The 17,769-nt window shown below is 60.8% G+C and carries 18 protein-coding genes; 8 read left to right on the forward strand and 10 right to left on the reverse strand.

Annotated elements, in window-relative coordinates:
- Positions 1 to 246 precede the first annotated feature (246 nt).
- Positions 247 to 630 carry a VOC family protein gene (locus tag QEO92_RS29635; protein WP_227705674.1) on the reverse strand — a complete coding sequence of 128 codons (384 nt, stop codon included), beginning with the start codon at positions 628 to 630 and terminating at the stop codon, positions 247 to 249.
- Between the two features lie 95 nt (positions 631 to 725).
- On the reverse strand, positions 726 to 2,234 hold the full coding sequence (locus QEO92_RS29640; RefSeq protein WP_407722196.1) for a S10 family peptidase: 1,509 nt from the start codon (positions 2,232 to 2,234) through the stop codon (positions 726 to 728).
- A 203-nt stretch (positions 2,235 to 2,437) separates the two neighbouring features.
- Here QEO92_RS29640 and QEO92_RS29645 point away from each other — a divergent pair, with 203 nt between their 5' ends.
- Both QEO92_RS29645 and QEO92_RS29650 read left to right on the forward strand, forming a co-directional pair.
- Positions 2,438 to 2,809 carry an antitoxin Xre/MbcA/ParS toxin-binding domain-containing protein gene (locus QEO92_RS29645; RefSeq protein ID WP_037145195.1) on the forward strand — a complete coding sequence of 124 codons (372 nt, stop codon included), beginning with the start codon at positions 2,438 to 2,440 and terminating at the stop codon, positions 2,807 to 2,809.
- Positions 2,802 to 3,317, forward strand: a complete 516-nt coding sequence (locus QEO92_RS29650; RefSeq protein ID WP_037145197.1) for an RES family NAD+ phosphorylase — start codon at positions 2,802 to 2,804, stop codon at positions 3,315 to 3,317. The genes QEO92_RS29645 and QEO92_RS29650 overlap by 8 nt, the downstream gene beginning before the upstream one ends.
- Before the next feature lie 224 nt (positions 3,318 to 3,541).
- On the opposite strand, the gene QEO92_RS29655 is transcribed toward QEO92_RS29650, so the two are convergent.
- Together QEO92_RS29655 and QEO92_RS29660 are read right to left on the reverse strand one after the other, a co-directional pair.
- Complete coding sequence (locus tag QEO92_RS29655) at positions 3,542 to 4,033, reverse strand: MarR family winged helix-turn-helix transcriptional regulator (RefSeq protein WP_227705676.1); 492 nt, start codon at positions 4,031 to 4,033, stop codon at positions 3,542 to 3,544.
- Between the two features lie 89 nt (positions 4,034 to 4,122).
- Positions 4,123 to 4,914 carry an IclR family transcriptional regulator gene (locus QEO92_RS29660; protein WP_227705677.1) on the reverse strand — a complete coding sequence of 264 codons (792 nt, stop codon included), beginning with the start codon at positions 4,912 to 4,914 and terminating at the stop codon, positions 4,123 to 4,125.
- 95 nt (positions 4,915 to 5,009) lie between these two features.
- On the opposite strand from QEO92_RS29660, the gene QEO92_RS29665 reads away from it, so the two are divergent.
- The 4 genes from QEO92_RS29665 to QEO92_RS29680 are packed head-to-tail and all read left to right on the forward strand — an operon-like array spanning position 5,010 to position 8,591.
- Positions 5,010 to 5,372: a Rieske (2Fe-2S) protein gene (locus QEO92_RS29665; RefSeq protein WP_037145206.1), complete on the forward strand. Its 363-nt coding sequence runs from the start codon at positions 5,010 to 5,012 to the stop codon at positions 5,370 to 5,372.
- The gene (locus tag QEO92_RS29670) at positions 5,359 to 5,694 is read left to right on the forward strand and encodes a hypothetical protein (RefSeq protein ID WP_227705678.1); all 336 of its coding nucleotides are present in this window, start codon (positions 5,359 to 5,361) and stop codon (positions 5,692 to 5,694) included. The genes QEO92_RS29665 and QEO92_RS29670 overlap by 14 nt, the downstream gene beginning before the upstream one ends.
- A gap of 39 nt (positions 5,695 to 5,733) precedes the next feature.
- A complete protein-coding gene (locus QEO92_RS29675) occupies positions 5,734 to 6,963 on the forward strand; it encodes an amidohydrolase family protein (protein ID WP_037145212.1) in 1,230 nt (409 codons plus the stop codon).
- Between the two features lie 29 nt (positions 6,964 to 6,992).
- A complete protein-coding gene (locus tag QEO92_RS29680; protein WP_037145214.1) occupies positions 6,993 to 8,591 on the forward strand; it encodes a thiamine pyrophosphate-dependent enzyme in 1,599 nt (532 codons plus the stop codon).
- A 162-nt stretch (positions 8,592 to 8,753) separates the two neighbouring features.
- Here the strand turns inward: QEO92_RS29680 and QEO92_RS29685 are convergent, their stop codons facing one another.
- The 5 genes from QEO92_RS29685 to QEO92_RS29705 all read right to left on the reverse strand — a co-directional run bounded on the left by QEO92_RS29685 (position 8,754) and on the right by QEO92_RS29705 (position 13,861).
- Positions 8,754 to 9,737 (reverse strand): Bug family tripartite tricarboxylate transporter substrate binding protein, encoded by a 984-nt coding sequence (locus QEO92_RS29685; RefSeq protein WP_227705679.1) that lies wholly within the window; start codon positions 9,735 to 9,737, stop codon positions 8,754 to 8,756.
- A gap of 83 nt (positions 9,738 to 9,820) precedes the next feature.
- Positions 9,821 to 10,801: a Bug family tripartite tricarboxylate transporter substrate binding protein gene (locus QEO92_RS29690; RefSeq protein WP_227705680.1), complete on the reverse strand. Its 981-nt coding sequence runs from the start codon at positions 10,799 to 10,801 to the stop codon at positions 9,821 to 9,823.
- Positions 10,802 to 10,886: 85 nt separating this feature from the next.
- Positions 10,887 to 11,873, reverse strand: coding sequence for a Bug family tripartite tricarboxylate transporter substrate binding protein (locus QEO92_RS29695; RefSeq protein ID WP_227705681.1), 987 nt, complete (start codon positions 11,871 to 11,873; stop codon positions 10,887 to 10,889).
- A 32-nt stretch (positions 11,874 to 11,905) separates the two neighbouring features.
- On the reverse strand, positions 11,906 to 13,411 hold the full coding sequence (locus QEO92_RS29700; RefSeq protein ID WP_037145226.1) for a tripartite tricarboxylate transporter permease: 1,506 nt from the start codon (positions 13,409 to 13,411) through the stop codon (positions 11,906 to 11,908).
- A gap of 3 nt (positions 13,412 to 13,414) precedes the next feature.
- Entirely contained in the window at positions 13,415 to 13,861 is a 447-nt protein-coding gene (locus tag QEO92_RS29705) for a tripartite tricarboxylate transporter TctB family protein (protein ID WP_037145228.1), read from the reverse strand.
- Positions 13,862 to 14,317: 456 nt separating this feature from the next.
- On the opposite strand from QEO92_RS29705, the gene QEO92_RS29710 reads away from it, so the two are divergent.
- The gene (locus QEO92_RS29710) at positions 14,318 to 15,538 is read left to right on the forward strand and encodes an FAD-dependent monooxygenase (RefSeq protein ID WP_227705682.1); all 1,221 of its coding nucleotides are present in this window, start codon (positions 14,318 to 14,320) and stop codon (positions 15,536 to 15,538) included.
- Between the two features lie 84 nt (positions 15,539 to 15,622).
- Positions 15,623 to 16,801, forward strand: coding sequence for an alpha/beta hydrolase (locus tag QEO92_RS29715; RefSeq protein WP_227705683.1), 1,179 nt, complete (start codon positions 15,623 to 15,625; stop codon positions 16,799 to 16,801).
- Between the two features lie 372 nt (positions 16,802 to 17,173).
- Here the strand turns inward: QEO92_RS29715 and QEO92_RS29720 are convergent, their stop codons facing one another.
- On the reverse strand, positions 17,174 to 17,707 hold the full coding sequence (locus QEO92_RS29720; protein WP_210054856.1) for a VOC family protein: 534 nt from the start codon (positions 17,705 to 17,707) through the stop codon (positions 17,174 to 17,176).
- Between the last annotated feature and the right edge of the window lie 62 nt (positions 17,708 to 17,769).

Consider the following 17,769-nt stretch of genomic DNA (forward strand, 5'->3'; position numbering starts at 1 on the left):
ATGCTCCTCACTACGGCGCCGATGTGGATTCACGGATAATGAGCGAATAATCAATCTGATAGTAATTAGGCACCCTGTGTCCATCCAGCCGGGCAAGCAGGTATTCTCCCGCGCCGCGCCATGTCACGTCGGTCGGTACGTGCAGGGTCGTGAGGGCTGGCCTCAAGTGGCGGACGTGATGATGCCGGGCACGCTTTGAGATCGTTCTTGAGGTTCCTCAAACCGCTTTCCCCTCATCGCCTCGATCTAACGCGGGGCAGGCTGAAAGAGCTCGACCAGGTTGCCGGACGGGTCGACCAGCAGGACTTGCGATCCGCCGGGTCCCGTCACGATCTCGTTTCGCAGCTTGACGCCTGCAGCCTGCAGCCGGGTAACTTCCGCCTGCAAGTCACTGACGATCAGGTGGATACGGTTCCAGCCGCCCGGCCGGGGGAGCTCGCCGTCGGACATTGCGCGCCCCGCCGAGCTTTTCGGTCCACTGAGCAACAACCGCAGCGAACCCAGCTTGACGTCGGCGAAGGCGGGGGCGTGCTTGGAAAGCAAGGTGAAGCCCAGGTTTTTCGTGTACCATTCGATTGCCGCTTCAACATTATCCACGATGTAGCGGACATTCACGGTTGTCTCCGGCATTTCCTCCTCCCCAGTCACAGTTCGTGGAGCGTCGATGTTTATAATCATAACCGGGTGTGCTTCGATTGTCAGGACAATCGGCCTCCGATAAGCGTTCAATCGGTCGCGTTCGCCTCGTAGAACGTCCTCACATCCGCAGCAAAGCTCTTCCGGGACTCCGGCTTTGTGTAGAACATGTGTCCGCCGCGATAGGTCTTCAGCTCGGCGCGACCGGCGGCGAGCTCGGGCGGCAGATGGTCGATGACGTAGCGGCTCGCGCCATAGGGTGTCAGCGCGTCGCTGTAGCCATGCGCGATCATCAGCCGGAAGGTCGGGATGACGGAGAGCAGGTCGCGGATGTCGGTGGAAGCGCCGGCAAGGGATCGGCTATCACCGCCGCGGCTGCCATTCCATTCCCAGCGGCGGTTCACATCCTCATTGAGGAGATTGTAGGTCATCTCGGTTGAAAACCTGAGTTCGTTACGGGCATAGGCCGCAAAGGCAGCGCCGTAGGCGCGCGTATAGCCGTCGAGGATGGGATCGTCGTTGCGGTTATTGACGTCTTCCGGATAGGCATCCGGCACCGCATAGGACGCATCATAGGGACTGATTATCCTGCCAGGTCCACCCATCTGCTTGGCGTAGACATCACCCACGAAGCCGCGCGTGCGAGCCACCACATCCTGCGGAATGCCGGTAAGCTCGGCCACACGGCCGTAAAGCGCATCGGCGGCCGGACCGCCGGGGGAGGGGCCTGCCAGCGCGACGAGATAATCGCCCATGGCGAAACGTTCGGCCTCGGCAAGCTTTTCCGGGGTAAACTGATTGCGTTGCTCCAACTTGCCAGCCGCGAGGGAAGGAAGCTGCAAGGCGGCGCTGAGCGGATCATCCGAATTGGCAAGAAAACGCCCCTCGATCAATGGCGAGAGCATGATGATGCCGGAAGTCAGGATGCCTTGGGTATTTCTGAGTGACGCGGCCACTTTGGCGGCACGAAACCCGCCATAACTCTCGCCGAGCAGGTATTTCGGCGCATCGAGCCGGTTGGTCTTCTGAGCGTAGAGAGCGATCGCCTTCGCGAGGCTTTCGGCATCCTGCCGCACACCGTAGAAACTCCGGGCTGCATCATCACTCGCCGCCCGGCTCCAGCCTGTGCCGACCGGATCGATCAGCACCAGATCGGTGAATGCAAGCCAGCTTTCGGGATTGTCCCTGAGCTCCGGCGTCGTGCCGTTGTCGCTGCTCGCGCCGAATTCGAGAATTCTCGGGCCGATCAGCCCCAGATGCAAATAGGCCGAAGCAGCCCCCGGCCCACCGTTGAAGGCGAAGGTGAGCGGCCGGCCGGCGGTACGGTTCTTGGCAACATAGGCGGTATAGAAGATCTTGGCTGTGCGGTTCCCGTCCTGTCCGAAAAGGTCGAGTGTGCCGACAGTCGCTGTATAGGGCAGTTCGCCGGAAGGCGCCTTGAAGACATGCTCGGTCGTGGAATCGGCCGGGATCAGGCTGAAAATGCCGCCGGATGTCGGTTGTTCCGCCTGGCGGGCGCGTTCAGGGCGCTCGTCTCCGCCGTGGTCCTGTTGCGCAAAGACCGGCGCGGAAAGTGCGAGCAGCACGGCGAAAGACATAACGATACGATGGAACTGCAAACTGAAATCCTCCTTGGCCCGGCCAGCCTGATCCAGCCGAAGCTCTATGTAGAGCGGCAAACCGATCCGCAAAACTCAACTCCGATTGATCGAGGCGCCGCGGAACCGGGCAGACTTGAAACTGACACGATTTGAACTCATATTGAGCATGAAATGCTTAAGTCTGTATCAGGATTGGTCCAATGACTGCACATGCATTCGAAATGAGCGCTGCCTCCTTCAGTGAGGCGCACTCCTCTTTCCTCTCTGCGCGGCGTGTTTCCGAATTGCTCGGCGTGACGCAGGTCGAGTTGGCAAAGCTGATCGGCGTCGCCCGCAACACGCTGACCGCCAAAAGCGGCGCACGCAAGGTCGACCTCGCACTCTCTCCCGTCGTCCGCATTCTCGCCATGGCGAGCGAGATGGCCGGCGACGAGAACCGCGCCGCAATCTGGTTCAAGCATCAGCCGATCCCCGGCTGGGCCGGCAAGACGGCTTATGACCTCGTCGGCGAGGGCAAGGCTGACAAGGTGCTTGCCTATCTGGAGGCGGTGCGTTCCGGCGTCTATGCCTGAACCGGAAGAGGAGGCACTGTTCCTCTGGCGGGCTTATGTGCCGCGCTGGGCGCATGCGCCGCTTTCCGGCGATGGTGCAGCACGCTTCGGCGGGCGCTGGAACCCGGTCGGGTCGCCGACCATCTATGCCGCCCGCGAGCTTTCCACCGCCTGGGCCGAATACAATCAGGGCTTCGTGCAGCATCCGGCCCTGATCGCGCAGCTTCGGCTCACAGGAGCACGGCTGGCGAACCTCATCGATCCGGCCGCGCTTGCGGACCACGGCGTCAATGAAGCCATCCATCACTGTGAATGGCGGGCGGACCTTGATGCCGGGCGGTTGCCGGCGACCCATGCCTTGAGAGAGAGGCTCGTCGACCAAGGCTTTGACGGCGTCGTCTACCCGTCCTTCATGTCACCCGGTGGCACATGCGTGGCGCTCTGGCGCTGGAATGGGCAGGGGGAACCGAGCCTGATCGTCATCGATCCGGACGGGCGGCTGCCGAGGAATGCCGCATCCTGGCTATGACGGAAACCGCGACGTTTCCCTGGGGCTAGCCTTTCAAGGCATTGACGAGGCTCGCGGCCCGAATCTCGAGCCAGGAATGCGAGCCTCTGACCGCCGTCATGGCGGCTGGCGGGAAGCTAAGAGCGGAGCATAACCTTACGTCAAATTAACGTTTGGTAAGATATCGGCACTCAAACTTGCGAAGCTGCAGGGCGCTGCAATCGCAAGGCGTAACATGGCCTTTATTACTCTGCCTTCGAAGTCTCGTCGCGCTCACGCAAGTTGCGGGCAATAAGGCGGCAAAGACCGCGGAACTGCTGATAGCTTTCCTGCGGCAGGAAGGAGAAGACATCGCGTTCGATGGTGTCGGCCGCCGCATCGCAGGCTTTGATCATACGCTTGCCTTCGGCCGTCAGACTCATGCGCAGGATGCGGCGATTGGCCGGATCTTCCTTGCGGGTGATGAGGTTACGGCGCTGCAGGCTGCCGATCAATTCGTTCATGGTCTGCGGTGTGACGAAGAAGCGGCGGGAAAGTTCTGCGGAGGACAAGCCGTCGCGGGCACCGATCACGCTCAACACGGTGTACTGAATGCCGGTCATCTGCATGGGGGCAAGTGCTGCTTCAAGCCGGCTGCGGACTGCATGGTTTGCCTGGTTCAGGAAATAGATGGCGCGGGGATGGTCCATCGCCCATTCGCCGGCAGGTGTGTCTTTGGGCTTCACGTCTTCAGCCATCTTGGTGCGGTGATCCCTTATTTCCAAATGGTTATATAAGCGGGTAACCGAGAAAGTGCGGCGGCACAAGCAGGTCCGAGTAGAAACCCTCAACTTACTGAGGCGCCAAGTCGCTGCGAAAGCGATTTCGCAGCGCGAAGCGTAGCGGTTAGCGGCGCGCCGGTGGGTGTGATGTCGAAGCCATCCTGCCGGCCGAGAACGGTGAGGACCGCCTTCAAGTGTCCTCGATGATCGAAGACGGGGACAGCGATGGCGGAAAAATCCGGCACCGTGGCCGGCAAGGTTGCGGCATAGCCTTTCTCGCGTACCCCCGGAAGATCGGCGATAAATCGCTCGATCGAGGTCTCGCTCTCGCCGCCCTGCCGCATCATGGCGTGCAGATGGGGCTCCCATTCGTCCCGCGGAAGGTGCGCCATGAAGGCGCGGCCCGTCGCCGTCGGCCAGAGGCGGACGAGCGAACCGACCTTGATTTCGTAGACACTGTCCGAGCGGCCTTCGATCTTGTCGACCACGACCGGCGCGTCACCGTTCCACACCGCAAGCGTCACCGTCTCGCCAAGTACGGCCGCGAGTTCCGAAATCGTCGAGCGAGCGAGGCTCAGGAAGTCGGTGCGGGAAAGCGCGGCAAGCCCGAGTTGCAGCGCCGCATCGCCGAGGTCGTAGAGGCCGGAAATTCGATCCTGGACCACAAAGCCGGTGCGCACGAGGCTGACGAGATAACCATGCGCCATACTGGGCGTCATCCCTGCCGCAGCGGCAATGTCGTTCAGCCGCATTGCACGGCCCGCATGCTGGATTGTCGTCAGCACACGCAAGCCCTTTTCCAGCGACTGGATGCCCGCACCCCTCGGGGCCGTTTCTTTATCTGCCGATATATCCATATCCCGCTCCGCTTGACGTTCGCGGTCATCTTTATACAATATAAGCGAACTGTTTCAATAATATTGAAGTGCACGCGAAGGAAGGGAGGAGAACCTTGGCGGAATATCTGGTTTGTTCGGAACATGAGATCGTCGATGGCGGCCGCAAGGTCGTTGCTTGCGGCGACAAGGAAATCGGCATCTTCCGGGTGAAGGGCGCGTTGCACGCCTGGCACAATATGTGCCCACACCGGCAGGGGCCGATCTGTCAGGGACGCATCTATCCGGAGGTGGTCGAGCCGGTCGATGAGAACTGCGAGGTGCGTACGCTTCAGTACAATGAGGGAAACATGCACGTTGCCTGCCCCTGGCACGGCTGGGAGTTCAACCTCGAGACCGGCAGGAATCCTGTGGGCCGCTACCGCCTGCACCGTGCTGAACTCGCGATCCGGGAGGGTCAGGTCTATGTCGTCCTCTGATCCGAAACTGCGCAACGACCCTTATGGCTGGATCGAGGACGCGACGGCCGAGATCGAGAAGGCCACGACCGAACTCTTGGAAAACGGCGAGGCATCGCGGATTTCCGACGAGGCGGTCGCGCGGATGATGACGGCGGCGATCCGGCTCTATGTGGCGAAAAGCGACGGCGAGGAGCGGACCTTCAGGCCGCTCACCGGCACCCGCGACGAGACGGTAACCGCAACCGAAGCGCTGTCCGCCGTGTCGGAAATCCTGAGGGCCCTGCATCTCGGCCCGATGGAACTGGCGCTCTGGTACCGGCGCCGGCCTGATGAGCTTTAGGAGCAAAATCCACACTCACTTTCGCTGGAGGAGGCGAACATGGATGTTTTGAACAAGGATCGCGTCCACGAACTGCCGGTGCAGGAGATCGACGTCTTCACCGATACGCGCGACATCCTCGCGCATGCCGAGAAGGCCGCCAAGCGGCGCGGCTTCCAGGACTGGCTGATCTGCGACGTGGATGCGCATCACACCGAGACCATCTCCTGGCACGAACTGGTGCAATATATCGAGGATCCGGTCATCCGCCATCAGGCGATGCTCTTCCACGACGAGAAGATGGGCACTGCATCCTATGGTCTCAACGGCGACATGGGCCTGAAATACCAGGATGTCGGCGGTCGCATTCCGCACCAGGCGGGTATTCGCGAAAAGGTCGATGACGGCATCCATCGGGACGTAACGCTGACCCGGCGAGCGATGAGCGCGCTCGGCGTCGATTACATGGTTCTCTTCCCGACGCCGATGCTGACCCTCGGATTGCATCCGCAGCCGGAAATGGAGGTCTATCTCGGCCGCGCCTATAACCGCTGGCTGATCGACAAGGTGCTGTCCAAGGACGACCGCATCAAGACGCTCGCCTATCTGCCCTTCAACGTGCCCAAGGAGGCGGAGCGCACCATCGAGGAATTTTCGGGCCAGCCCGGCGTCATCGGCTTCTGCGTGCCGTCGACGCGCCACAAGCCGGTCCACCATAACGACTATATGCGTGTCTATTCGATGCTGCAGGAACGCGATCTGCCGATCGCCTTCCACGCCGCCTATCACTGGCAGGATCAGTCGCTTTCGACCATCAACCGTTTCCTTGGCATGCACGCGCTTGGCTTCGTCTGGTGCAACATGGTGCATCTGACAAACTGGATACTCAACGGCATTCCGGAGCGCTTTCCAAAGCTCAAAAGCATCTGGGTGGAGAGCGGGCTAGCCTGGGTCCCCTTCCTGATGCAGCGTCTCGATGACCAGTATCTGATGCGGCCTTCCGAAGCGCCGCAACTGAAAAAATTGCCGAGCGAATACATGCGCGAGAGCTGCTGGTATACGACCCAGCCGATGGAAACGACCAACATGAAGGCGCTGGAACTGACGCTCGACATGATCAACGCGGAAACGCAGTTGCTCTTCGCTTCCGACTGGCCGCACTTCGACTTCGACCTGCCGCAGGAAATCTACGACCTGCCGTTCCTCTCCGAACAGGCCAAGCGCAATATCCTCGGCCTCAATGCGGCAAGGCTGTTCAATCTCGACCCGACACCGCGTAAGACATTGTAATCACGGGGCTTGGGAAGGGGATCTGATCGATGGCAATGACCGGAGGCGATGTGATCGCCGCTTCGCTGCGCGCACATGGCGTCAACACCGTCTTCGGCATTCCGGGCGCCCAACTCTATGGGCTGTTTGATGCGCTTCAACGCGACGGGATGCGGGTGATCACGCCGCGTCACGAGCAGACCTGCGCCTATATGGCTTTCGGCTATGCGCGTGCCTCCGGCCAAGCGGGGGTATATTCCGTCGTGCCCGGCCCCGGCGTGCTGAACACCGCTGCCGCCTTGCTGACAGCCTGGGGATGCAACGAGCCGGTGCTTTGCCTGACCGGCCAGGTGCCGACCGCCTTTCTCGGCAAGGGCCGTGGCCATCTGCACGAAATGCGCGATCAGCGGGCCACTCTTGCCGGCATCGCCAAGTCCGCGGAGCGCGCCGAGAGGGCAGGGGACGTTTCCGCCGCCGTCGCCCATGCCTTCCGCGAGATGCACTCGTTGAAACCAGGCCCGGCGACCGTGGAAATGCCTTGGGAGCAGTTTACTGCAGAAGGTGAGTTCGAGATCGTCCGGCCACTGGAGCGGCATCCTGATCCGGTCGCGGATGTGGCGATCGGCGCGGCGGCAAGAGCTATCGAAAAGGCTCAGCGGCCGATGATTTTCGTCGGGCCGGCCGGTTTCGAGTCGCGCGACGAGGTGCTCCGGCTTGCCGAACTCCTGCATGCGCCGGTGGTTGGCTTCCGTTCCGGCCGAGGTGTCGTTTCCAACCGCCATGAACTCGGCCTCACCATCGCCGAGGCGCGAAGGCTCTGGCCGAGCGTCGATTGCATCATTGGCATCGGCACACGATTGGAGGTGCCGAGCTGGCGCTGGCAGGCGCGGCCCGAAGTCCCGGTTGTGCGGTTGGAGATCGATGCGGAGGAACTGACCCGCATATCCGGCACGCTCGGCGTGCTGGGCCGGGCGAAGACGTCGCTTATTGCACTGCTTGAAGAAATCGGGCCTCGTATTGCCTCACCGGACTGGCAGGCCGCGATTCGCAGCGCCCGAGTGGAAACGGCTGAAGCCATCAAGGAGATCAGCCCGCATCACGGCTACCTTCAGGCGATCCGGCAGGCGCTGCCGGATGACGGCATCCTGGTGGAAGAGGTTTGCCAGGCGGGCTTCGCCTCCTGGTACTGCTATCCGGTCTACGAGCCGCGCACCTTCATCTCGACGGGCTTCGAAGGCACGCTCGGTTTCGGCTTTCCGACGGCGCTCGGCGTCAAGGTCACACGGCCGGACGTGCCGGTCGTGTCGATCGCCGGCGACGGCGGCTTCATGTTCGCGGCGCAAGAGCTGGCGACAGCCGCGCAATACGGCATAGACGTCATCACCGTCGTCTTCAACAATTCGGCCTTCGGCAACGTCAAGCGCGACCAGCAGCAGAATTTCAACGGCCGGCTGATTGGCGCCGAGCTCAGGAATCCCGATTTCGGCAAGCTGGCCGCCGCTTTCCACGTGGACTTCGCCCGCGTGAGCGCCCCGGCCGAATTGCGCAAGGCGATCGAGACGGCGATGACCCGCGGCGGGCCATGGCTGATCGAAGTGCCCCTTTCGATCGAAAATGAAGTAAGCCCGTGGAAATTCATCCACGGATAGCAGCAAGGATATCCAAGGCCTCGCAATGAAAAAGCCGGCGTTTCCGCCGGCTCCTTCTGTCTGGCCTCAGCTGCGCACCAGCCCCTCGCTTTTTAGGTTCGGGGCGTTCGTCGTTGAAATCGATTCACTGGATCGATTTCTCCAGCTTCGCCGGACCACTCCTCACTGCTGCGGAATCTGGGCGATCGCGACGTAGTCCTTCCACTCGGCGACGGTCTTCACCATCAGGGCCTGGGCTTCGGCCGGCGTGGAGATGTAGGGGTCGCCGCCCTGGTCGCCCAGGAACTTCTGGGTTTCCGGTTGCTGCAGAACGGTGTTGAACCAGCCGTTGATCTTGGTGGTGATGTCCTCCGGCGTATCCTTGGCAACCATGGCACCCCACCAGCCGAGCTGGTCGACATCGAAGCCCTGCTCTTTCAGCGTCGGGATGTCCGGGGCGCCCTTCATGCGTTCCGGCGCGGCGACGCCGAGAAGACGGAATCGGCCTTCACGCTGCTGTGCAAGGGCAAAGACCGGGTCGTAGGAACCGAAGTCCATCGCGCCGCTGGTGATGTCGTTGAGAGAGTCGGCGGCGGTCTTGTACTGGACGGCAACCGTGTCGAGACCGGCCTTCTGCTTGTAGACTTCGGCCATGACCTTGCCCGAGGTGGCGTTGACGGCGTAGGAGCCGCCGTCACCCTTTTCCTTCATGGCGGCGGTCAGTTCCTTCAGGTCCTTATACGGCGCGTCCTTGGCGACGGCGATCATGAAGGCCTGCTTGTTGACGGTGGCAATCGTCATCAGGTCCTTGGCGACATCGATCGGCGGCTTCTTCATGATCCACATGTTACCGGCGATCGAATTGCCGGAGTGAACGAAGATCGTGTAGCCGTCCGGCTTGGAGCGGGCAGTATATTCGGCGGCAATGTTGCTCATTGCGCCCGGCTTGTTTTCGACAATGATCGTGGCGCCCGCAACCTTCGAAACCTTGTCCGCGAAATACCGGACGAGAACATCGGCGCCGCTGCCGGCCGGGAAGGCGCAGACGAAGGTGATCGTCTGGTCCGGATAAGCAGCCTGGGCTGGAGTGACATGGGTAATCTGCGCCACCGACAACATCGCCATGGCGGCGGTGGCTTGCGCGATCTTCTTAAGCCATTTTCTCATTTTTTATCTCCTATGGCGGTTAGTAAGGGTACCTGAGAAAGACCCTCCGGCACTATGCGGAGAGGGCCTTTCCAATCGGTTGATTAATTTTGTGGAATCTTGGCTAAAGCCACATAAGTTTTCCACTCGTCGACGGTCTTGGCGAGCAATGCCTGCCCCTCGTCCGGCGTGCCGATATAGACGTCGCCGCCGAACTTGCCGAGGAAGGCTACTGTGTCCGGCTGTTCCAGGATTTCGTTGAACAGCGCGTTGATCCTGGCGACGATCGGCTGCGGCGTCGCCTTCGGAACGAAGGAGCCCCACCAGCCGAGCTGGTCGATATCGTAACCCTGCTCCTTGGCCGTCGGTATGTCCGGAATCGATTTCAGCCGGACCGGCGAACCGGTGGCCAGGATACGCATACGCTTCTCGTTGGCCTGGGAGAGGGCGAAGACCGGATCATGGACGCCGTAATCGATCGCTCCGCTCAGCATGTCGTTGAGCGAGTCCTTGGCGTCCTTGAAGCTCACCTCGACCGGCTCTACGCCGGCGACCTGCTTGTAGACTTCGCCAAGAACCTTGCCGGATGTTGCCGCCGTCGCATAGCTGGCGTTAGCGCCCTTCTGCTTCAGCATCGCCGTCAGGTCCTTCATGTCCTTGATCGGGCTGTCATAGGCAACGACGAACATGAAAGCCTGCTTGTTGATGAAGGACGTCGTCTGCAGTTCCTTCACCACATCGATCGGCGGGTTCTTGAAGAGCGACATGTTGGCGGCCGTCGATGTGCCCGAGTGGACGTAGATCGTATAGCCGTCAGGCCTGGCGCGGGCCGTATACTGCGCGGCGATATTGCCCGCCGCCCCCGGCTTGTTTTCGACGATGACCGTCTGGCCCGAAACCTTGGCGAACTTGTCCGCGAAAAAGCGGACAAGAACATCAGCGCCGCTGCCGGCCGGGAAGGCGCAGATAAAGGTGATCTGGCCATTCGGATAAGCATCCTGTGCGAATGCGCCGGCATGGGTCAACGCGGCGGCGGCCGCCAGAACCATGAGACTTCGGCGTGTGATATCGGTATTGATCGGCATGTAGTCCTCCCTCGATGCCGGATTCATTCCTCAGGTTTGTCCGCAAAGATCGCGAGGCCTGTCTGGCAGGCCGTGCGTCCTCGAGCTAGTTCTGCGGAATCTTCGCCGTCGCCACATAGCCGCGCCACTCCTCGACGGTCTTGGCCAGAAGTTCGTCGACCTCCTTGGGCGTGCCCGTATAGACGTCGCCCCCGAACTTGTTCAGGAACGCTTCCGTTTCCGGCTTGTCGAGCACTTGCCTGAACAGCGCGTTCAGTTTCATGACGATGTCGTCGGGGGTTTGGGCCGGAACGAAGACTCCCCACCAGCCGAGCTGGTCGACATCGAGGCCGTATTCCTTGAGCGCCGGAATATCCGGCGTCGATTTCATCCGCTGCGGGGAACCGACGGCAAGGATGCGAACCCGTCCTTCACGGTGTTGGCTGAGCGCGAAAACCGGATCGAGCGCGGCAAAGTCGAGCTGGCCGCTGACGATGTCGTTCAGCGAGTCCGGACCGGTCTTATAGGAGACTTCCGTCGCTTCGACACCGGCGAGTTGCTTGTAGACCTCGGCGAGCACCTTGCCGGACGTGGCGGTCGAGCCATAGGTAGCGTCGCCACCCTTGGCTTTCAGATGCTGGGTCAGTTCATTGACATCCTTGATCGGCGAATCGGCCGCGACAACGATCATGAACGGCTGCTTGTTGATGAACTGGACGCCACGAAGCGCCTTGGTCACGTCGATAGGCGGCTTCTTGAACAGCGACATGTTCGCAGCAGTCGATGTTCCGGAATGAACGTAGACCGTATAGCCGTCCGGCTTGGCGCGGGCGACGTATTCGGCGGCAATATTGCCGTTGGCGCCCGGCTTGTTCTCGACGATCACTGTCTGTTTCGCAACCGCCGCCACCTTTTCGGAAAAATAGCGGACCAGGACGTCCGCGCCGCTACCGGCCGGAAAGGCGCATACGAAGGTGACCGTATCGCTGGGATAGGTATTGGACTGGGCGAGCGAGACACCTGGCAGAGCGGCGGCCACCATGGCCGCCGCTACGAAGGTGCGTCGCTTCAGTTTCGGATGTTGTGCAGTCATTTGGCTCCTCCTTCCAAAATGGTGCGAAATATTTACTCCTCCTGGAACGCCTCCTCGCGCGTTTTCCGGAATTGCGGGAAGACGATCAGACCGATCATCAGGACCGTCGCGACCAGAAGCGTCGCGGAGATCGGACGATCCAGGAAGATCATCGGATCGCCGCGCGAGATCACCAGCGAACGCCTGAGGTTCTCCTCCATCAGTGGGCCCAGGATGAAGCCGAGCACCATCGGCGCCGGTTCGCAGCCGAGCTTGTAGAGGATGTAGCCGAAGACGGTGAAGATGATCATCAAGACCATCATGAACGGTTCGGTGCTGGTCGAATAAACGCCGATCGCGCAGAACAACAGGATCGCCGGATAGAGCAGGCGGTACGGGACCGATAGCAGCTTCACCCAGATACCAATCATCGGCAGGTTGATGATGACGAGCATCAGGTTGCCGATCCACATGGAGGCAACCATGCCCCAAAAGAGGTCTGGACGCGTGGTCATGACCGCCGCGCCCGGCTGGATGCCCTGGATGATCATCGCCCCCATCATGATCGCCATGATCGGGTTCGACGGAATCCCGAGCGTCAGAAGCGGAATGAACGAGGTCTGTGCGGCAGCGTTGTTGGCCGATTCCGGGCCTGCCACACCTTCGACGGCGCCCGTGCCGAACTTGCGCGGGGTTTTGGAAATCTTTTTCTCCAGCGTATAGCTGGCGAAAGAGGCAAGGACCGCGCCGCCGCCGGGCAAAATGCCGAGGAGCGAGCCAAGGCCGGTGCCGCGCAACGCCGCCGGATAGGCTTCCCTGATTTCCTTCCTGGTCGGCCAGAGATCGCGCAGGCGCGTGCTGATCGTCTCGCGCGGCGGCGGTGGGTTTTCGAGATTTCGGATGATTTCCACGATCCCGAACAGCCCGAGAACCAGCGGCAGGAAGTCGATGCCTTCCCACAGGCCGTTGAGGCCGAACGTATAGCGGGTCAGCCCGGTGTTGATGTCCGTGCCGACGAGACCGAGCAGGAGGCCCATGAGTACCATGGCGACGGCCTTGAGCACGGAGCCGTGCGCGAGAACGATCGCCATGACGAGGCCGAGCAGCATGAGCGCGAAATAGTCCGGCGAATTGAATTGCTGGGCAATCGCGGAAAGCGGCGGGCCGAAGGCGGCAATGAACACCGTCCCGACGCAGCCGGCGAAGAACGAGCCAAGGGCGGCGATCGCAAGCGCTGCACCGGCGCGCCCACGGCGGGCCATCTGGTGTCCCTCGATACAGGTCACGACCGAAGAGGCTTCACCCGGCATGTTGACCAGGATCGAAGTGGTCGAACCGCCGTACTGAGCGCCATAATAGATGCCGGCAAGCATGATCAGCGACGAGAGCGGATCCAGGCCGAAAGTGATCGGCAGCAGGATGGCAAGCGCGGGGATGGGACCGATGCCAGGGAGGACACCGATCAGCGTGCCGAGGATGGTACCGATCAGACAGAAAAGCAGGTTTTCCAGCGTGCCCGCCGCCATGAAGCCGGTTGCGAGGTGATCAAAAACTTCCATGGCTTACCTGCCCCACCATACGGGCATCGGCTGCCCAAGCGCGTATACGAAGATGATGACGACGAATGCGGCAGTGCCAACCGCGAAGACCACCGTCTCGATCAAGTTGACGTTCCGCCGCGCATAGGCGGCAAAAAGGATCAGCAGGATCGACGAAATCACTGCGCCGACTTCCGCGATCAAAAGGCCGAAAGCGGCAATCGCCAGCAGGATGAAGAGGATCGGGCGGAACTGGATACGCTCGATAGGGGGACCTTCGAGCGAGAGCGACTTCGCCGTGACGATCAGGCCGATCAGCACGATCAGGCCGCATATGATCATCGGGAAATACCCCGGCCCCATGTTGCGAGCCGAACCGAAGGTAAGATCCGAACCGACATAAAGGCCAATCGCGCCGAAGAGGATGAACAATATGCCCGCGCCGAAGTCCTGCGGACTTTTGATTACCATGGTTTCCTCCCTGAAAACCTTTCTCTGTCAACCGGTCCCGCTACTCTCTCACAAACCGAACCGTCATTACGCATGCGATTTAAATCTGCGCCTCGAACCCGCGGACTTGAATTCGTCTATGAACAACAAGATTTGACTATATACAAGGACATCCCTCTTGTCAGTCAATCCGGTGCCACTAGCTTTTATCGATCTGATAGCACACCGAGCCGTGTTTTCCGATCTTACCTCAAAGATATCAGGAAGCCATATATCTTAGGTGTAATTTCCAGACATTCTTTCGGGTTTTTGATCCACATGCTGAAACTTTTCGTTGCGCTTTTCCATCTCAAGGTGCTTCGGGCGATCCGATATGGAATTGGTTTTGAACAAAGTCAATTATACTTTATCAAAAATGGTTGACAGGTGGACGCGACGCGGAGAGACTATCCGTCAGCATTTCAGAGGATATAGAGTATGAAGATTTCACTCGTGGGGGGAGGGATTGGCGGCCTGACGGCAGCCTTGTCATTGCTCCGCCAGGGTTTCGATGTCGACATCTATGAACAGGCAGTCGAATTGAAGGAAGTCGGCGCGGGCATCCAGGTCAGCGCCAATGGCACGCGGATTCTCTTCGCGCTCGGGCTCGAAGAAGACATCATGTCCGTTGCCGCCCAGGCGGACGGCAAGGAAATCCGGTTGTGGAACACCGGACAGACCTGGAAGCTGTTCGATCTCGGCCCGCTTTCCATCGAGCGTTATGGCTTCCCTTACATCACCATTCACCGTAACGACCTGCATCAGGTCCTGGCTGCGGGCGTGCGCCGCATCAAACCGGATGCCATCAAGTTGTCGAAGAAATGCGTCGGCGTTAAGCAGGACGAAAAGGGTGTCACGATCACTTTCGCCGATGGCACCAGCGCCACGTCCGATATCGTGGTCGGCGCCGATGGTGTGCATTCGAAGATTCGCGAGACGCTGTTCGGTCGCGACGATCCGAAATTTTCCGGCATCGTCGCCTGGCGCGGCGTCATCCCGGTCGAGCGCCTGCCGAAGCGCATGCTGCGGCCGGTCGCCACCAACTGGATCGGCCCTGGAGGCCACGTCATCCAATACCTGCTGCGCCGCGGCGAGCTGATGAACTACGTATCGGTCGTCGAACGCTCGAACTGGCAGGTGGAATCCTGGTCGGTCGCCGGCACGACGGAAGAATGCCTTGCAGACTATGAAGGCTGGCACGAGGATGTCCATACGCTCATCAAGGCGATCGACGTGCCTTACAAGTGGGCGCTGATGCTGCGCCCGCCGATGGATAAATGGACCAAGGGGCGTGTCACGCTTCTCGGCGACGCCTGTCATCCGACCCTGCCGTTCCTCGCCCAGGGGGCGGTGATGGCGATCGAGGACGGCTTCATCCTCGCCCGCGCGCTCGCCGAGAACAACGGCGATTACGAGACCGCCTTCGCCGGCTACGAAGCTGCCCGCGTCGAGCGGACTGGCAAGATCGTGCGCGGCGCCGAAAGCAATCTCGGCCGCTTCCACAATCCGGCGCTGAAGGACCCCAAGCTCGCCGAAGATTACGTCAATGCCGAGTGGCAGGAAGACAAGATCAAGCAGCGTTACGAATGGCTCTTCACCTACGACGCGACCAAGGTCCCGGTCGCTACAGGCCAGAGGTCGCCGGAAGCTGTCGCCTAGGCGCTCCCGGATCACGGCTCAATCGCACAAAGCCCGTTCGCCGGTCTGCCGGCCGGACGGGCGAAGCATAACGGGTAGGACAGCATGAACACCAGGGCGGAATGGCAGCGGATCCCGCTGATCGTCTCCTTTCCGGAGACGGCGAAATATACCGAGACCTATGGCTTTGCCGGCAATTCAGGGCGCGTGAACCTCGAAGGCCAGTTGCTCAAGCCCGCCGATGCACCATCGAAGACGGTCTATGTCTTCATGCACCCCACCTCGACGCTGCAGCTCCTGCCGATGCCGATGGCGCTCGCCGATGCGGGCCTGCATGTGCTCTGCGCCGCCAGCCGCTACCCGAAGAACGATACCGCCCTCATCATGGAGAAGGTGGCGATCGACCTTGGGAAGTGGTTGGACCATGCGCGCAACGAACTCGGGTATGAAAAGGTCATCCTCGTAGGCTGGTCGGGGGGCGGTTCGCTGTCGCTGTTCTACCAGGCGCAGGCGGAGAACCCGACGATCACCCACACCCCGGCCGGCGACGAAGTGAACCTTGTCGAAGCGGGCCTGAAGCCCGCCGACGGTGTCATCTTCATCGCCGCGCATCTGTCCCGCGCCGAAACGCTGACCGAATGGCTGGACCCTTCGGTCATCGACGAAATGAACCCGGACGTCCGCAATCCCGAATTCGATATCTATTCGCCGGATTGCCCGCACCAGTCGCCCTATACGAAGGAATTCGTTGAGCGTTTCCGCGCCGCCCAGGTCGCCCGCAACCGCAAGATCACCCAATGGGCGCTCGATACGCTCGCGGAACTCAAGCGCCGCGGCGGCCCGGAGCAGGAGCGCGCCTTTGTTGTCCACCGCACGATGTGCGACGTGCGCTGGTTCGATCCGACAATCGACCCGAACGACCGGCCGGTCGGCAAGAGCTACATGGGCGATCCACGCACGGTGAATGTCGGCCCGGTCGGGCTTGCCCGCTTCACCACCCTGCGTTCGTGGCTTTCGCAGTGGAGCTACGACCTCTCGAACGCGAAGGGCCCGATGAACGCTGCGCTGATCAAGCGCTCACCGGTGCTGCAGATCGAGAACAATGCCGACGAGGCGGTCCCCGCGACCCACAATCCGGCGATCCGGGCAGCGCTCGCGACGCCGAACAAGGAATATCTGACGATTCCGCATGCGACCCACTACTATCTCGGCCAGCCGGAACTCTTGAAAACCTGCATCGATCGGGTGGTGGACTGGAGCAAGCGGCAGGGATTGTTGGCATGACAGCCGTCCGGAGTTCGCCGGCGGCGGGCTCCGGACCATCGGGAGGTTTTGACCGTGAGCTTTAGTGAAAAGCACCACCGTCCAGGCTGGATCGGTGGTGCGTGTGCTTTGTCCGCTTCCAGGAATGGGGCAATCGCAGATAAGGATGACGAGTGGTGCCGCATGCTCCCTCTGATCTCCCCCTCTGAGGGGGAGATGTCACCGAAGGTGATAGAGAGGGGTAGCGACAGTGCTGTGGGCGAAAAGGTTACTGAAGCGCCTGGGCGACACCCCCCTCTGCCCCCCCGGGCGTCTCCCCCTCAAGGAGGGAGATCGGCCAGCCCTACCACTTCGCGTCCCATCAGTTGCCCCGTCATCGAACGGGTGGAGGCCTCAAGCCGCGGCCGATTTGTTGGCGATCATGCCGGCCTTCTTCTTCACCCACGCCTTCATGGCGTCATGGGCTTCCGACGCGGCCTGTTCCAGATAGCCGGGCTCTTCCGTGCGGGCGGTGATCTCAAGGCGCAGGCCGTTCGGGTCAAAGAAGTAGATCGAGTTGATGAATTCATGGTCGATGACGTCGGTCGTCTTCACGCCGGCATCCTGCAGCCGCTTCTTGAACTTCAGGACCTCTTCGACCGAGTCAACTTCCATGGCGAAGTGCTGGACCCAGTCCGGAGTGTTCGGCGAGGGAAGCGGCATGACGTTTTCGCCGAGGTCGAAGAAAGCCATGTAGGAGCCGTCGCCGAGTTCGAAGAAGAAATGCGCGTAGGGCTTTTCCTCACCGGTCGAAGGCACGCGGTCCGAGGTCATGCAATTGACCAAAGGCAGGCCAAGCAGGTCCTCGTAGAACTTTCTGGTCTCTTCGCCGTCGCGGCAGGGGTAGGAAAAGTGATAAAGCTTACGAAGCTTCGGTGCGTCAACCATGGTCTTTCCTCCATATCCAGGCTTGTTGCATTGGCCTCGATGGTAGGCCTTTGCCGTTCCTC

Source organism: Neorhizobium petrolearium, assembly GCF_029854435.1.
Classification (GTDB): domain Bacteria; phylum Pseudomonadota; class Alphaproteobacteria; order Rhizobiales; family Rhizobiaceae; genus Neorhizobium; species Neorhizobium petrolearium.

Bases quoted from the DNA above. Each gene is read 5' to 3' on its own strand.
- QEO92_RS29685 (WP_227705679.1), bottom strand. From the start codon at position 9,737: ATGAGAAAATGGCTTAAGAAGATCGCGCAAGCCACCGCCGCCATGGCG.
- QEO92_RS29680 (WP_037145214.1), top strand. From the start codon at position 6,993: ATGGCAATGACCGGAGGCGATGTGATCGCCGCTTCGCTGCGCGCACAT.
- QEO92_RS29650 (WP_037145197.1), top strand. From the start codon at position 2,802: ATGCCTGAACCGGAAGAGGAGGCACTGTTCCTCTGGCGGGCTTATGTG.
- QEO92_RS29700 (WP_037145226.1), bottom strand. From the start codon at position 13,411: ATGGAAGTTTTTGATCACCTCGCAACCGGCTTCATGGCGGCGGGCACG.
- QEO92_RS29710 (WP_227705682.1), top strand. From the start codon at position 14,318: ATGAAGATTTCACTCGTGGGGGGAGGGATTGGCGGCCTGACGGCAGCC.
- QEO92_RS29695 (WP_227705681.1), bottom strand. From the start codon at position 11,873: ATGACTGCACAACATCCGAAACTGAAGCGACGCACCTTCGTAGCGGCG.
- QEO92_RS29720 (WP_210054856.1), bottom strand. From the start codon at position 17,707: ATGGTTGACGCACCGAAGCTTCGTAAGCTTTATCACTTTTCCTACCCC.
- QEO92_RS29675 (WP_037145212.1), top strand. From the start codon at position 5,734: ATGGATGTTTTGAACAAGGATCGCGTCCACGAACTGCCGGTGCAGGAG.
- QEO92_RS29660 (WP_227705677.1), bottom strand. From the start codon at position 4,914: ATGGATATATCGGCAGATAAAGAAACGGCCCCGAGGGGTGCGGGCATC.
- QEO92_RS29655 (WP_227705676.1), bottom strand. From the start codon at position 4,033: ATGGCTGAAGACGTGAAGCCCAAAGACACACCTGCCGGCGAATGGGCG.
- QEO92_RS29670 (WP_227705678.1), top strand. From the start codon at position 5,359: ATGTCGTCCTCTGATCCGAAACTGCGCAACGACCCTTATGGCTGGATC.
- QEO92_RS29690 (WP_227705680.1), bottom strand. From the start codon at position 10,801: ATGCCGATCAATACCGATATCACACGCCGAAGTCTCATGGTTCTGGCG.
- QEO92_RS29640 (WP_407722196.1), bottom strand. From the start codon at position 2,234: ATGTCTTTCGCCGTGCTGCTCGCACTTTCCGCGCCGGTCTTTGCGCAA.
- QEO92_RS29645 (WP_037145195.1), top strand. From the start codon at position 2,438: ATGACTGCACATGCATTCGAAATGAGCGCTGCCTCCTTCAGTGAGGCG.
- QEO92_RS29715 (WP_227705683.1), top strand. From the start codon at position 15,623: ATGAACACCAGGGCGGAATGGCAGCGGATCCCGCTGATCGTCTCCTTT.
- QEO92_RS29705 (WP_037145228.1), bottom strand. From the start codon at position 13,861: ATGGTAATCAAAAGTCCGCAGGACTTCGGCGCGGGCATATTGTTCATC.
- QEO92_RS29635 (WP_227705674.1), bottom strand. From the start codon at position 630: ATGCCGGAGACAACCGTGAATGTCCGCTACATCGTGGATAATGTTGAA.